Consider the following 13,010-nt stretch of genomic DNA (forward strand, 5'->3'; position numbering starts at 1 on the left):
GTCAGGGTAGAGGGCGACGCATCGGCGCGCCTGCGTCATATTGAACCGGTCAGGGTATGGCGCTCGTTTGGGTTTGCGCGATCGCCGTGAGGCTTGCTTCGATCAAGGCAAACCCAAGATCGCGAGAGTCATCGCCAGTGCCTCGGCGCAAGGGGCAGTACATCTGGGATGTTTCCAATTCAAGAATCACCTGGCCCTGGGCGTGCACACGCTTCTCGAATTGAACGTCCACCATCTCCCCGCTCTCGTTCGTCCATGTCTTGAGAGCAACGCCATTCGCCTTCAGCGTTAGTACGTTGGCGCTGCCTTCTCCAGGCGGCAGCAATCCACTGAACTTCAATTGCACGAGTCCTCTGCCGAGCAGGGCGATCTTTGCTCGTTGGCTGCTCCAAAAAATGGATTCAAGATCCGGGCTATGCCAGCCATAGACCAGGCCGGAACGTCCGGTGGCGGGCGCGATGACGGCGCCAGGAAGAGGTGCTGGAGCCGACACGACTTTGTAGGAGCAGTTTCGGCATCTGGTGTCCCTGGCATGGAAGTAATCAGCTCTGAAGGACACATAGGAGGGGCTGTTCCAGATCTCCGACAAGCTGTGTTGGGTCAGTCTGCCCATGACAATCTGGTCGCGCACTTCGCATGTCACGACTTCACCGCCAGCCAGAATATGCACGGTATTCCATGGATCTTGTTCGCAGCCGTGAATCCGTGCATCGGACAGCAATGGCCACGGATAGGTGCAGGCGTCCTCCCGTAGCGGGGTGGGCTCCATCAACTCCGGCGTTGAGACGCGGAAGGATATCTCCGGATGCCGGTGCTCTTCGCCTCCAAGCGTGGCGCGCAGGTCCGCGAGAAAACTTGGCTTGAGGCGATCGCCATCGAGTTCGTCGTCGAATGTCTCGGGAATCGGGTCACGCCTGATCACGGGATGAATATCCACGCGCGACACGCCGATGGCAGATGCGTAATCGGCGACGGCGCCAAGATCCCGCAAATTACGCTGCATGGCGACGAATGCAAAATCGACCGCCATGTGATGCGGTGCAGACTTTGACAACTCGACGATGCGTTCGATGCGGGCTTTCATTTCGTGCACATCGCTGAAGCGATAGATCTCCTGGAACCGAGTCTCGTCCAGTGTGTGCAGCGATATCGTGAGACGTGACAGGCCCGCCTTAGCCAGCCCATCGACGCGGTGCCAAGGTAGTGAGGCCAGGGCGGTTACCAGTTCGACCTGGGCGCCGGTACCAGCTGCAAGCTCGCATGCTTCGACGACATGGGGATAGTGCGACGATTCGCCGGAGTAGTTCAGCCGAATGACTTCTGGTTGCCCGAGCTCCCGAATGAGCTTTTTCAGCAGCTCAAAGTCCATGTGCTGGCCTTTCCCGCGGAGAAGCTTTCTGGAGCAGAAGACACAATCGAACGGGCAGCGCGAGGTCAATTCGATCCAGACGATGCCTGGCATAGCCCGAGTCCTTACCTGGGAGGGGCTATCCTGATTTTCCGGAAGGCGGGTCCAATGCCTGAGTCTGTCGAGAATCTTCATGCCTGCCTCAGGGCCATGGTGGCGAAGCGTGCCCCATCCGTCGGATTTTGGGCGTGATAATCGAATGTGACGTTGTCAATGGCCAGGCCGCCACGCATTCCAAGCGCAACGAGCTCCTTGACCGTGTATGGCCGAATCGTTTCGTTGGTTTCGATGGTCTGGACCGCGTGTTCTTGCTTGTTTCGAATGACGTAGCGGCGTTCGATCCGGTGTCGTCCACATGGAAGGACGGTAATGCGTTTGCTTCTTTCCAGCGCACCGTCTCCGTATTCACGCCGGTAATCGAAGGTGAACTCAGCGTACTGCTGGATTGGCCTGGGGATAAAGGCATCCAGGATGATCATGCCGCCCGGTTCAAGCCGTTCGCCCAGGCTTCGTAGCACTTGGCCTGCGACGACCTCGTCGTGCAGATAGGTGATCAGCGAATAGGCCAGGATGATGCAGCGAAACCTGCCGGTGATACCCAATCTGGATATATCCATCTGCAGGATCGAAGGCTGGAGCCCTTCACTGTGCGCGTCCCTCTTTAGTTTGGCGAGCATTGGACGTGAGCGGTCTATGCCGATCACATCGATGCCGGCCCGGATCAACGGGAGCAGAATTCTCCCGGTGCCACAGCCTAGCTCAAGGGCGCGGCCACCCAGATTTTGGGCCGATGAGACATACCAGGCGATGTCGTCAAAGGGCATGCTTCTCCCCATGTCGGTCTCGTAGATATCCGCAATCTGGTCGTAACCCCAATCCTGTTTGTCCATTCACGACTCCATGACATGCGTATACAGGGATTGCAGGTTGGTTGCCGCTGCGTCCCATGTAAATGCGTCGAGATGCTCGAGCTTCGAAGACTCGAGCGCATGCCGTAGCTCAACGTTTCCCAACAAAGTGGCGATGGGCTCGAGCATGTTCGCGACATTCTCCGTCAGGACCAGCCCACCTAGATCTCGACCGGTGAAACCACGGGCCCCATCGACGGTGCTGACGCAAATCCTTCGGGCAAGCAACGATTCGATGAGCTTCACTGAGGAACCCTGGGTATCGGTCAATGGGTTGATGGTGAGGGAGCATCGCTCGAGCCATGCGGACGGCTCTTCGTATCGCTCGCGCAGTTCGATGCCGTCCTGCTGGAATCTCGGATCGCCTTTGACGTCGGCTGATACGTCGGCGCAGAGGATGGTAAGTCGCAGGTCAGGGAATCGACGCTTCAATTCTGACCAGCACAGGTCGATGAAAGAGGTTATGCCAATGCGATTTGGTGCATAACGGAACGGGCCGGCAAACAACAGATGATTTTCTGGCGATGGGGTGGCGCCCGGGCGCCGGTCGCGCGCGCCGTTGGGGACAAGCGTTGCTTCTACCGGATCGAGCAGGCGCCGGTCATCATCGGTGCATATGACCACTCCGTCATATTGAGGGAGCAATTCATTCCGAAAGCCAGTCGCTGATGAGCTGCCGGGTTCGACATCGTGCAAGGTCAGAATCCAGTGCGAGTCACGATCACGTTCCTCCACCAGCTGCGCGAGTTCCATGAATTCGATTTGCACGATGTCGGGCGAATAAAGCGCCATAAGACGGCGCAGCTCTGACCGCAGTCCCGGCCAGGCATGTCGATTCATTCGGTCAGTCATGGCAAGAGTGGCCTCGCCCTCGATGTCTCCGCGGCCCTCGACCAGGTGTACTGCGTAGAGTTCCGAGAACCACTCGCGCGAATCTTCGCCATAAGAGGATCGTTCGTCGGAAAGGAGGATCACGTCAAATCGCAGGGATATTCTTCTGATGATCTCTGCAATTCTCCTGGCCCCGCCATGCGCCGGCGGATACAGAGCAAACGGCGATACCAGAAGAAGTCGCGGACGGCGTTGGTGGTTCGCCAGTGGCATGGCGGCGTGCCATTCATCCGTGCATAGGCGTTCATAAGCAAACCCGCGGGAACGTGCCTTGGCGACCGCTAGTCGTGCCTTCAACGCGCGCAGGGCGACGCCAATTCCGGCGAGCTCGCGACGACTCGCTGCGGGCAGTGCAGCAACTCGATGCAGTTGCGCGCCAGGGAGGTGTCCGGTCAAAGCATTGCGCAGATCGAACAAGACGGCGTTGCGGCGGACGATGCGTTCGATCTGCGCATCGTCGTAGTACTTGCCGATGGTGCTGCGATGGTGGTGATATGCATGCGAGTCGGGGCAGAACAGTACTTGCCAACCGTCTGCCCAGGCTCTGGCGCCCCAATCGGCGTCCTCCCAGTAGAACGGCGAATAGTCACTTGCGTCGCAGACATAACGACGCAAAACATCCGTTCGATATAGGGACGACCCACCACCGGCGTAAATATGGGCACGGATGAGCGGGCCATCGTCGGGCGTTCTATCGTAGATTTCCGGGTGCCCAGTGTTGCCGTGGAAGTCTGTCCAGCCCGTCTCCTCTCGCCGGCGCTTCTGGTCCACAAAAAATATTTGAGATGCGGCGGCGAATACCTCGGGCCGGCGATAAGCGAGAATCTGCTTGAGGGCGTCGGGGGCCAGAACCATGTCACTGTTGAGCAGATAGCACCAATCATGCTCTACAAGTTCCAGGCCCGCGCTTATCGCTCGTCCGTAACCGAGCGGATCGCGTACGTGGCGCCAGGTTACCGCGGTGAATTCTTCTTGCAGGCTGGTGTAGTCGGATTGGCTGACGCCGTTGATCAGCACGATGACCTGGCATGGCTCTTGGATTTCTGCGCACGCGCGTCTCAGAGCTTCCAGTGTCTGCTTGAGCAGGTCCGGCGTACCGCGTTCGGCAATGACGACGCTGAGGCCGGGGGTGTGACTGCCATGTACTTCGCGTCGCGGCCAGGAGGAGGGTCGCGATGCGAGGAGATCGGCCAGTCGAAGGCAGATATAAAGGGGGATGAATCGCCACATCCATGGCTGTGTCCACCAGTGACGCAGACCGCTGGCCCTGGACCTCATACGAGGAGCTCGGCGCACATGACATGGTGATTAGAGTCTGGTTCGGAGTACCAGCGCAGGGCCTGCTCTGCAAACATCGCCGTCCAGGTGTTCGCTTCATGGGTTTGAGCGTCCGAGTCGAAAGCGATTCTTCCCAAGGCGTCCACTCTGGTGGACAGGAGTCTTGCCAGCTTCTCGAGTCGGACTTCGCGCGCTGGGTCTTCTTGTTTGTGACCAAGCAACAGTCCGAGTCGAAGTGCCTGTGCCGCCACGTCGTTTCGATGGGTATTTTCACCCTCGCCGATGTCGGAGGGGAATGTCTCCGGCATGGCGCCATCCATCCGCTGCAGGAGCAGACACTTCGAAACGATCTGGCTAGCTGCCTCCCGTTCCCGGGCTCCGTATCGGAGTAGTCCCTCCGCGAAATAAAGCGAGGGGTGGAGCATGTCTGACATTGCCGAAAAGCCCGTATGACCGCATCGTTCAAGATGCGCCCTGCATGCGGCGAGCAAGGATTGAGGCCGGAAGTCGAGGTCAGTCGCGAGATCGACGGCAGCAGTCGCCTTCAACAGGAATGGGCCCGATGTCGTCGACCAGCGCACAGGCACTGACGTTGCACCCGTATGCGGACGAACCGCTTCGACGCATCCGTCGTGTGTAAACAGCGACAACTTCGACATCAGGTTCGCCAGCAGCTCGTCGCTCACGAGGGCGATGTTTCGTGCTCGTATAGCCAGGGCGCCACGTAGCACCATGGCTTGGTCGAAGAAGAATTCAGCCTGATTGCGCCAGTCGGCAGGTGCATCGTGCAACGGGATGCGTGTTGCTGGATTGGCAGCGCCTGAGAATTCTCGCTGAATCCAGTCCAGGCAGCGGGTTGCGCGGTCAGCGACCAGAGGGATGGGAGCCGAATCGCCCAATCCTGCCAACCAAAGTAAGTAGTAGCCCGAGATCTCGGCATAGATATAACTCGCGCCCTTCCGCTCGTCGACGCTTCCAGCGACGCCGCCGGCATGAGCGCCGTCTTGCGTTTGAGCGGGGCCATGGAGAAGCCAGCTGCGCAGACGTGAGCTGGCAGACCGGGCGGCTTCCTGGGTCGCTGTATCAATTGGATTGATGCGCATAGAGAGAATGACTTTGAGGCTCTTCCAAGGGGGATGCTGCTCGCGCCAATGTCGCCAGATGGACGGCTATCCGCTGGCCCGCGCGGCCGTCCCCATTGGGAGATGATTCGGTGAAGGGCATGCCATTGGCGCGAGGGGCGGCAAGGATGCGCAGAGCCGCCACATAGATGTCGTGCGCTGTTGTTGCCTTGATGAGGGTGGAGTTGCCCAGGGCGGCCTCCTCGACTCGCTCGGTGTTCCGTCTCACGATGAGGGTAGGGGTGCCGAGATGAGGAGCTTCTTCCTGTATGCCGCCAGAGTCAGTGATGACCAGCGCAGAGCGCCGCAGAAGTGCGATGAAGGATGCGTACTCGAGAGAATCGGTCAGGTAGACGCCATCGTGCCCGGCCAAATGATGGGAGAGTTGTGTCCGCGTCATGGGGTTTGCAGGCATGGGACAGACGGCGATGAGGTCGCGTTGCGTACTGACCAGCCGTTTCAGCGCCGTGCTGACCTCACGAATGCCATGGCCCCGATTTTCACGGCGATGCAGCGTCAGCGTGACAACGCGTTGTTCTGGTTCAACGGGAAGGGGGAGCGGTGCTTCCCCCTTTTCCAGCTCGTCGCGCAACAGATCGATGATCGTATTTCCGGAACGGACGATGCGCGAAGGCGAAATGCCTTCACTGCGAAGATTGGTGGCCGCCAATTTCGTCGGCGCGAAATGCATCGACGCGATCCGGCTGATCTTTCTGCGAAAATGCTCTTCGGGAAAAGGATGATGCGGATGATCCGTTCGGAGTCCTGCTTCGATGTGGGCAAGGGGGATGCCTAGATCGCGAGAAGCCATGGCCGCCGCGTAAGCGGTAGCCGTGTCGCCCTGGGCTACCAGAACATCCGCTCCAATTTCAGTGGCCGCAGAGCGGATGTTTGCTCTCAGTTTGCGAACATGATCGAAGAGAGAGGTGCCTGCCACCTGTGACTTCCGGATGTCACAATCAATCCCCAATTGCTTCAAGATCCGGTCGACCACGGCTTCATGCTGGCCGCTGTTCATGACGATCGAATGGCAGCTCCCGAGTGCTTTGAGCGCTCGATGGACGCTTGCCAACTTGAGGCATTCCGGACGGGTACCAAAGACCAGGAGCACCTTGCCCTGTGACATTGAACGGCTCAAGCGGCGACATCCTCAAAGCAGTTTGGCTAATCAGTCGTGAGATGCCGACCCTGTCTGATCAAGGCCTGGTCCGTGTACTTCGCTTTTCCCGATTATGGCAATTGAAGTCGCTCTACGAAAGGTGCTTCCGCCTGCCTCTATCCGCTGAGGACGTAGGCGGTCGGCGATTGCTCGATGGCGGTGATAAACCGAATATCGGAGGTTTCGCCTCCGGCGGGTTAGCGCCACATCGGGAGCTCGTTCAAGCTCTACAACACGCGCGAAGAGATCGACGGGTTCGTGACCGCGCTGCTCAAGGTGCGCAAGCTGCTGATGTAAACCGGTGGCGTCAGTGCGCGGGCTCGTTCGGCGCGACGCATTGGTGATCGCGGAACAGCGCCCATTCCTCGCACGCCCGTCCATCCTGGAAGACGCAGATGCCGCTGACGTTGCCGGCGGCGTCCTTGCGCAGATCGAGCCGCCCGCCTTGCTGCACGCAATAGGTCGACGCGGGGTTGGCGAGGCCGGCCTTGCCCGCGATGGGTGGAGCGGGTGGCGGCGTGGCACACGCTGCGAGCGTGCAGGCGAGCAGGGCCGTGATGGCATGTCTCATGGCAACGCCTCCTCGATAGGCCATACGCATGACACGTTGCGACTAGCTTGCCACACCAACGAAAACGCCGCGGCATGACCGCGGCGCTTTGCTCGCTTATCAGGCGATAGCCGTTACCAGATCTTCACCTGCTTGTCGGCCGAACGCACCATCACATCCTTCGCCTTGCACTGGAACGCCTGTGCAAAGGCTGGCATGTTCGACGGTGCGCCGATGGCGCGGAACTGCGCGGGTGCGTGCGGATCGGTGTTGAGCAGGGTGAGCTGCGCTTCCGGGCGGATGCTGCCGCGCCAGACGCGACCCCAGTTGAGGAAGAAACGCTGGTCCTGCGTGTAGCCGTCGATCTTCTTCTTTGCTTCGGCCGGATTGCGGGCCAGGGCCATCTGCAGTGCGTCGTACGCCGCGTTGAGGCCGCCCAGGTCGCCGATGTTCTCTCCCATGGTCAGCTTGCCGTTGACGAACTTGCCCGGCAGCGCTTCGTAGTGATTGAACTGGTCGGCGAGGCGGTCGGTGCGTGCTTCGAAGGCCTTGCGGTCTTCGTCGGTCCACCAGTTGACGTTGTTGCCCTTCGCGTCGAACTTGCTGCCCTGGTCGTCGTAGCCGTGGCCCATTTCGTGGCCGATCACGGCGCCGATGCCGCCGTAGTTCAGGCCGTCATCGGCCTTGGCGTCGAAGAACGGCGGCTGCAGGATGGCGGCGGGGAACACGATCTCGTTCTTCAGCGAGTTGTAGTACGCGTTCACCGTCTGCGGCGTCATGCCCCATTCGGTGCGATCGACCGGCTTGCCGATCTTGTCGACCATGTAGTCGTAGTTGAACTTGTCGGCGGCCTGGACGTTCTGGAAATAGCTGTTGCCGCTGGGAATGGTCAGGCCGGCCCAGTCGCGCCACTTGTCCGGATAGCCGATCTTCGGCGTGAAGGTAGCCCACTTTTCCAGCGCCTTCTTCTTGGTGGCATCGCTCATCCACGGCAGGTTTTCGATGCGGTTCTTGTAGGCCGCACGCAGATCGCCCACCAGCTGTTCGGCGCGCGCCTTGGATTCCGGCGAGAAGGTCTGCGCCACGTAGAGCTGGCCCAGCGCCATGCCCATGCCGCCTTCCACGCTGTCGAGCGTGCGCTTCCAGCGTGACTTCATTTCCTTCTGGCCGTTGAGCGTCTGCGCGTTGAAGGCGAAGTCTTCCTGCTGGAACGGCGTGGAGAGATACGGCGCGGCCTCATCGATCGCATGGAAGCGCAGATACGCCTGCCAGTCGCTGGCGGGCACGTCGGCCAGCATCTTGTCGAACTCGGCGAAATACTTCGGCTGCGAGAGCGAGAAGCCATCCTTTACGTCCGCGCCCTGGGCCTTGAAGAACGCGGCCCACTCGAAGTGCGGGGTCGCCTTGTCGGCGTCGGCGATGCTGACGAAGTGATAGCGGTTTTCCGGCTGGCGCAGTTCGGTCGGCACCAGCGACGCGGCGGCGAGGCGTGTCTCGAACGCCATCACGGCCTTGGCCTGCTTCTGTGCCTCGGCCTCGCTCACGCCCACCAGCTGCAGCGTGCGCGCGATATGCGCCACGTAAGCGGTGCGGATTTTTTCGAAGTCCGGCTTGCTGTAGTAATCGGCCGTCGGCAGGCCCAGGCCGCCCTGGTTGGCATAGGCGATCTGGCGGCTGGAATCCTTGAAGTCCGCGTTGCCGAAGAAGCGGAACGTCACCGGGTTGCCGCGGGCGTAGCTATCGGTGATATAGGCGACCACGTCCTTGCTGTTCTTCAGCGCGTCGATGCGCGCGAGCTCCGGCTTGATCGGGTCGTAGCCGGCCTTTTCGATGGCGGCTTCATCCATGCCCGAGGCGTAGAAGTAACCGATCTTCTGTTCGATCGAGCCAGGCTGCGCGCTGGCGACATTCTTGGCGGCCTTGTCGACGATGCTGTGCTGCACGTTGAGGCTGTCTTCGCGCAGCGCATCGAACGAACCCCAGCGCGTGCGGTCGGCGGGAATCGGATTGGCGGCGAGCCACTTCGCATTGACGAAGCCGTTGAAGTCGTTGCAGGCGCTCTTGTTGGTGTCCAGCTCCTTCACGTCGAAGGAGCCGCCGGGGGCGGCCAGCGCGCCGGTGCACAGAGCCAGGCCCACGGCCAGCGCGAGCGGTTTCACAATGCGGTTCTTCATGGATTCTCCCTGGTGGGATGCATGGCGTGCATCCGGTCGTGGTCATACGCAGGGCGCTCGGCCCCAATCCACAGGCTAGGCAGGGGTGTCAGGGAGCCGACAGTGTCGAAGGTCATTGTGCGGTGCGATGACGACAGCGAGCGGTATCATGTGGGGATGATGACTGCGTCTGAACTCCTTTATCGCACCGCTGCGGCCGCCGACGTGCCGGCCGTGGTGACCCTCGTCGAATCGGCTTACCGCGGCGAATCCGGCCAGCGCGGCTGGACCACCGAAAGCCACCTGCTGGACGGGCAGCGCACCGATGCGCAAAGCGTGTCCGAGCTGATCGGTCGCGAAGGCAGCAAGATCTTGCTGGCCGAACGCGATGGCGTCCTGCTCGCCTGCTGTCATATCGAACGGCAGGGCGGGGCAGGGTACTTCGGCATGTTTGCGGTGAATCCCCAGCTGCAGATGGGCGGCATCGGCCGGGCCCTGCTGGCCGAAGCCGAGCGCGTGGCGCACGCCTCGTGGCAGGTGCCGGCCATGCGCATGACGGTGATCGTGCAGCGTGCCGAACTGATCGCCTGGTACGAACGCCGCGGCTACCAGCTCACCGGCGAAACGCTGCCGTTTCCCTATGGCGATGAACGCTGCGGCCTGCCGCGCCGCGACGACCTGCATTTCGTGTGCATGAGCAAGCCGTTGGGCGAGGTGTTCGCATGAATCTCGCCGACTGGATCTTCGTGGGCACGCGCAGCGAGATGTTGCCGGGCGAATTCAAGGTGGTGTGGGATGGCGACACGGCCATCGCCGTCTACAACATCGACGGCGATCTCTACGCCATCGAAGACGTCTGCAGCCACGATGGCGGCGACCTCGCCGGCGGCGAGGTGCACGGTTTCGAAGTGGAGTGCCCGCGTCACGGTGCGCGCTTCGACGTGCGTACGGGTGCCGTCACCTGTCCGCCCGCGTACGAACCGATCGCCAGTTTTCCGGTGCACGAAGTCGACGGCCAGATCTGGACGCGCGACGATCGTTGAAGGGGAGCGCCTGTTCCCGGCTTAGAAACGGTAGACGAAGGCCAACGTGGTGGTGAGCTGATTGGCCGAGCCATAGCTGCGCACCAGCGGGCTGCCGGATGCATCGCCCAGCAAGCGCGTGTAATTGATCGCCACGGCAAAGCCAGTGTGCATGCTGGTGGGCATATACGCGTCGTATTCGAGCGAGATCTGCTGGCCGCCGGCATTCGGTGACCATGGCGATATGCCAAGCTTGCTGGCCTGATCGGGCGATACGCCAAAGAAGCGACGCATCGCCGGCCCGTTCATCGCCTGCCATTGCAGCTCCAGGCTGTGGTTGAGATAACCGATGACGGGCAGGTCGTAGTCCGCATACACGTTGAGATAGGCGCCGGCGCCTTGCGTGTCGTGCGCCAGATTGCCGCCCAGGCTGAACTGCGTGGTGGCCTGGTATTCCAGATAACCGCCGCCGTTGATGCGCGGCGATAGCGACTCGACGATGCCGCCCAGCCTGGGGCCGAGTTCGTCGCGGTCGCGGCCCCACAGGTAGTTGCCGTAAAGTCCGCCGCGCCACTTGCCGCTATGGATGAAATCCACAGTGAGGCCATCGAGCGTCGACAGCGTGATATGCCAGGGCAGCTCGGCATCGATATAAGGCACGGCCTGGTTGCGATGATCGCTGGAGCCGAGCCAGGCCGGCATGCGCTGCACGCCCGCGCCGAGAATGATGTTGGGACCTTCGGTCGCGTCGTCCGCGCTGGCGATCGAGCACAACGCGCAGCCGGACAGCAGCGCACTGGCGGCAACACGGCGCAGCAGCATGCCGATCCGGATCACGCGCCAGGTTTGGCGCGCGCGCCTGCGTTGTCGCCGAACTGAACGATCACACGCTGGCCGATGCGCAGCGACGGCGGCGGCGTTTCATCGAACACCAGTACGCATTCGACGGTTCGCGTGTTGGCGCGAATGAGGGGATCTTCCTCGAGCGCACTGGGACCGAACACGGTGCCGATGCGCTGCACATGCGCGCCCAGCGTCGGCACGCCGCTGCCGCTGTCATCAACGACCTGGGCATGCATGCCTTCGTGCACGGCGCTCACAAACGATTCGTTGAGTTCGGCACGCACGATGCGCGCGCCTTCGGGCAGCAGCACGAAGGCCGCGCCGCCTTGCGGCGATACCGTGGCGCCGGGCTGGATGTCGCGCTCGACAATCTGTGCGTCCACGGGCGCAACGAGGCTGCGCTGCGCCAGCTCATAGCGCGCCGCTTCCAGTTTCTGCGCAGCCATGGCGTCGGCGGCGCGCACATTGTCGAGTTCGCCCTGCAGCTGGGTGGCGGCGTCCTTGGCGTCATCGGCGCTCTGCCCATCGCCAGCACCGGCTGCCGCCGCTGCCTGCAGGCGCGTGGCGCGCTGCTGTGCTGCCTTCAGGCGCGCTTCCAACGAGCTGCCTTGGGCCCTCGCCTGTTTCTGTTCGGCTTCGGCCGCGCTCACGGCAAGCTGCGCAGGCTTGGTGTCGAGCACGGCCAACACCTGGCCCTTTTTCACATGGTCGCCTTCGCGAACCTTGATGTCGGCCACCACGCCTTCGCGCGGCATGCTGAGCTTGAGCAGGCCGCCTTCGATATCGACACGGCCGCGCGCCACCGCCGCATACGTGGCAGTGGGTGCGGTGGACGACGTCGACTTGCCGCTGTCGTCATGCGAGCAGGCAGCCAGCACGGGTGCCACCAGCACCAGGGCAAGCAGGGAATGTAGCGGGCGCAAGGTCATGCAGAAGGGTCCTCGTGCCCTGACGTCAATGTCGCAGAGGGCACACGGTCACTAAGGATACGGCCATCTTCCATGGCGAGCACGCGGTCTGCGTGGCCAACCAGTCGAGGATCGTGGCTGACGCACAACACGGTGGTGCCGTGCGTGCGCGCGATGCGGTGAAGAATATCGATGACGATCTGCCCGTTCGCGGCATCGAGCGCGCTGGTGGGCTCGTCGGCAAACAGCAGGCCCGGCTCCTTGGCGAGCGCGCGTGCAATCGCGACGCGCTGCTTTTCGCCGCCGGAGAGTTCGGAAGGGCGCAGCTCCATGCGCGGGCCCATGCCCACTTCTTCCAGCGATGCCACCGCGCGACGGCGCGCTTCGCCGGGTGCCAAGCCGAGATAGCTCAGCGGCAATTCCACCTGTTCCAGCGCATTGAGCGCCGGAAAAAGATTGAAACCCTGGAACACGAAACCGGTGTGCAGCAGACGGAAGCGCTCGAGCTCGCGCATGCCGAGCACGCCCAGGTCCTGTCCCAGCGCCATCACATGGCCGCTGTCGGCTGCCTGCAGGCCGCTCAGGATGGCGAGCAGCGTGCTCTTGCCGCAGCCGGAAGGTCCGGAGATGAGGGTGAGTTCGCCGGCGTGCACGTCCAGCGTGAGGTCGTGCAGCACGGTGTGGTGGATCGGTCCCGACGAGAACGATTTGGTGACGTTGCGTGCCTGCAACGACACCGTGGGCATGGCCTGTGGCTGCGCGCTCATGC

The 13,010-nt window shown here is 61.8% G+C and carries 12 protein-coding genes; 2 read left to right on the top strand and 10 right to left on the bottom strand.

The window, feature by feature from the left end; all coding sequences use genetic code 11:
- Positions 1-49: 49 nt before the first annotated feature.
- The 7 genes from AC1DKY_RS05135 to AC1DKY_RS05165 form a co-directional block, all read right to left on the bottom strand.
- The gene (locus AC1DKY_RS05135) at positions 50-1,462 is read right to left on the bottom strand and encodes a radical SAM/SPASM domain-containing protein (RefSeq protein WP_441602628.1); all 1,413 of its coding nucleotides are present in this window, start codon (positions 1,460-1,462) and stop codon (positions 50-52) included.
- 77 nt (positions 1,463-1,539) lie between these two features.
- Positions 1,540-2,298 carry a class I SAM-dependent DNA methyltransferase gene (locus AC1DKY_RS05140; protein WP_441602629.1) on the bottom strand — a complete coding sequence of 253 codons (759 nt, stop codon included), beginning with the start codon at positions 2,296-2,298 and terminating at the stop codon, positions 1,540-1,542.
- On the bottom strand, positions 2,299-4,437 hold the full coding sequence (locus AC1DKY_RS05145; protein ID WP_441602630.1) for a glycosyltransferase: 2,139 nt from the start codon (positions 4,435-4,437) through the stop codon (positions 2,299-2,301). It abuts the gene before it with no gap.
- Between the two features lie 44 nt (positions 4,438-4,481).
- Complete coding sequence (locus AC1DKY_RS05150; protein ID WP_441602631.1) at positions 4,482-5,588, bottom strand: hypothetical protein; 1,107 nt, start codon at positions 5,586-5,588, stop codon at positions 4,482-4,484.
- Positions 5,569-6,744, bottom strand: coding sequence for a non-hydrolyzing UDP-N-acetylglucosamine 2-epimerase (gene wecB, locus AC1DKY_RS05155; RefSeq protein ID WP_441602632.1), 1,176 nt, complete (start codon positions 6,742-6,744; stop codon positions 5,569-5,571). The genes AC1DKY_RS05150 and wecB overlap by 20 nt, the downstream gene beginning before the upstream one ends.
- Before the next feature lie 328 nt (positions 6,745-7,072).
- Positions 7,073-7,336, bottom strand: a complete 264-nt coding sequence (locus tag AC1DKY_RS05160; protein WP_441602633.1) for a putative hemolysin — start codon at positions 7,334-7,336, stop codon at positions 7,073-7,075.
- A gap of 113 nt (positions 7,337-7,449) precedes the next feature.
- On the bottom strand, positions 7,450-9,489 hold the full coding sequence (locus AC1DKY_RS05165) for a M13 family metallopeptidase (RefSeq protein ID WP_441602634.1): 2,040 nt from the start codon (positions 9,487-9,489) through the stop codon (positions 7,450-7,452).
- 156 nt (positions 9,490-9,645) lie between these two features.
- Here AC1DKY_RS05165 and AC1DKY_RS05170 point away from each other — a divergent pair, with 156 nt between their 5' ends.
- Both AC1DKY_RS05170 and AC1DKY_RS05175 read left to right on the top strand, forming a co-directional pair.
- The gene (locus AC1DKY_RS05170) at positions 9,646-10,194 is read left to right on the top strand and encodes a GNAT family N-acetyltransferase (RefSeq protein WP_441602635.1); all 549 of its coding nucleotides are present in this window, start codon (positions 9,646-9,648) and stop codon (positions 10,192-10,194) included.
- On the top strand, positions 10,191-10,511 hold the full coding sequence (locus AC1DKY_RS05175) for a non-heme iron oxygenase ferredoxin subunit (protein WP_046970005.1): 321 nt from the start codon (positions 10,191-10,193) through the stop codon (positions 10,509-10,511). Before AC1DKY_RS05170 ends, AC1DKY_RS05175 begins: the two co-directional genes overlap by 4 nt.
- A 21-nt stretch (positions 10,512-10,532) precedes the next feature.
- Here the strand turns inward: AC1DKY_RS05175 and AC1DKY_RS05180 are convergent, their stop codons facing one another.
- The 3 genes from AC1DKY_RS05180 to AC1DKY_RS05190 are packed head-to-tail and all read right to left on the bottom strand — an operon-like array spanning position 10,533 to position 13,008.
- Positions 10,533-11,312 carry a MipA/OmpV family protein gene (locus AC1DKY_RS05180; protein ID WP_441602636.1) on the bottom strand — a complete coding sequence of 260 codons (780 nt, stop codon included), beginning with the start codon at positions 11,310-11,312 and terminating at the stop codon, positions 10,533-10,535.
- A gap of 11 nt (positions 11,313-11,323) precedes the next feature.
- Entirely contained in the window at positions 11,324-12,262 is a 939-nt protein-coding gene (locus AC1DKY_RS05185; RefSeq protein ID WP_441602637.1) for an efflux RND transporter periplasmic adaptor subunit, read from the bottom strand.
- Complete coding sequence (locus AC1DKY_RS05190; protein WP_441602638.1) at positions 12,259-13,008, bottom strand: ABC transporter ATP-binding protein; 750 nt, start codon at positions 13,006-13,008, stop codon at positions 12,259-12,261. Before AC1DKY_RS05190 ends, AC1DKY_RS05185 begins: the two co-directional genes overlap by 4 nt.
- Positions 13,009-13,010 lie beyond the last annotated feature (2 nt).

The organism is Dyella sp. 01N448 (assembly GCF_056399225.1).

Coding starts and splice junctions, on each gene's coding strand:
- AC1DKY_RS05135 (WP_441602628.1), bottom strand. CDS start 1,462: ATGCCAGGCATCGTCTGGATCGAATTGACCTCGCGCTGCCCGTTCGAT.
- AC1DKY_RS05140 (WP_441602629.1), bottom strand. CDS start 2,298: ATGGACAAACAGGATTGGGGTTACGACCAGATTGCGGATATCTACGAG.
- AC1DKY_RS05145 (WP_441602630.1), bottom strand. CDS start 4,437: ATGTGGCGATTCATCCCCCTTTATATCTGCCTTCGACTGGCCGATCTC.
- AC1DKY_RS05150 (WP_441602631.1), bottom strand. CDS start 5,588: ATGCGCATCAATCCAATTGATACAGCGACCCAGGAAGCCGCCCGGTCT.
- AC1DKY_RS05160 (WP_441602633.1), bottom strand. CDS start 7,336: ATGAGACATGCCATCACGGCCCTGCTCGCCTGCACGCTCGCAGCGTGT.
- AC1DKY_RS05165 (WP_441602634.1), bottom strand. CDS start 9,489: ATGAAGAACCGCATTGTGAAACCGCTCGCGCTGGCCGTGGGCCTGGCT.
- AC1DKY_RS05170 (WP_441602635.1), top strand. CDS start 9,646: ATGATGACTGCGTCTGAACTCCTTTATCGCACCGCTGCGGCCGCCGAC.
- AC1DKY_RS05175 (WP_046970005.1), top strand. CDS start 10,191: ATGAATCTCGCCGACTGGATCTTCGTGGGCACGCGCAGCGAGATGTTG.
- AC1DKY_RS05180 (WP_441602636.1), bottom strand. CDS start 11,312: ATGCTGCTGCGCCGTGTTGCCGCCAGTGCGCTGCTGTCCGGCTGCGCG.
- AC1DKY_RS05185 (WP_441602637.1), bottom strand. CDS start 12,262: ATGACCTTGCGCCCGCTACATTCCCTGCTTGCCCTGGTGCTGGTGGCA.
- AC1DKY_RS05190 (WP_441602638.1), bottom strand. CDS start 13,008: ATGAGCGCGCAGCCACAGGCCATGCCCACGGTGTCGTTGCAGGCACGC.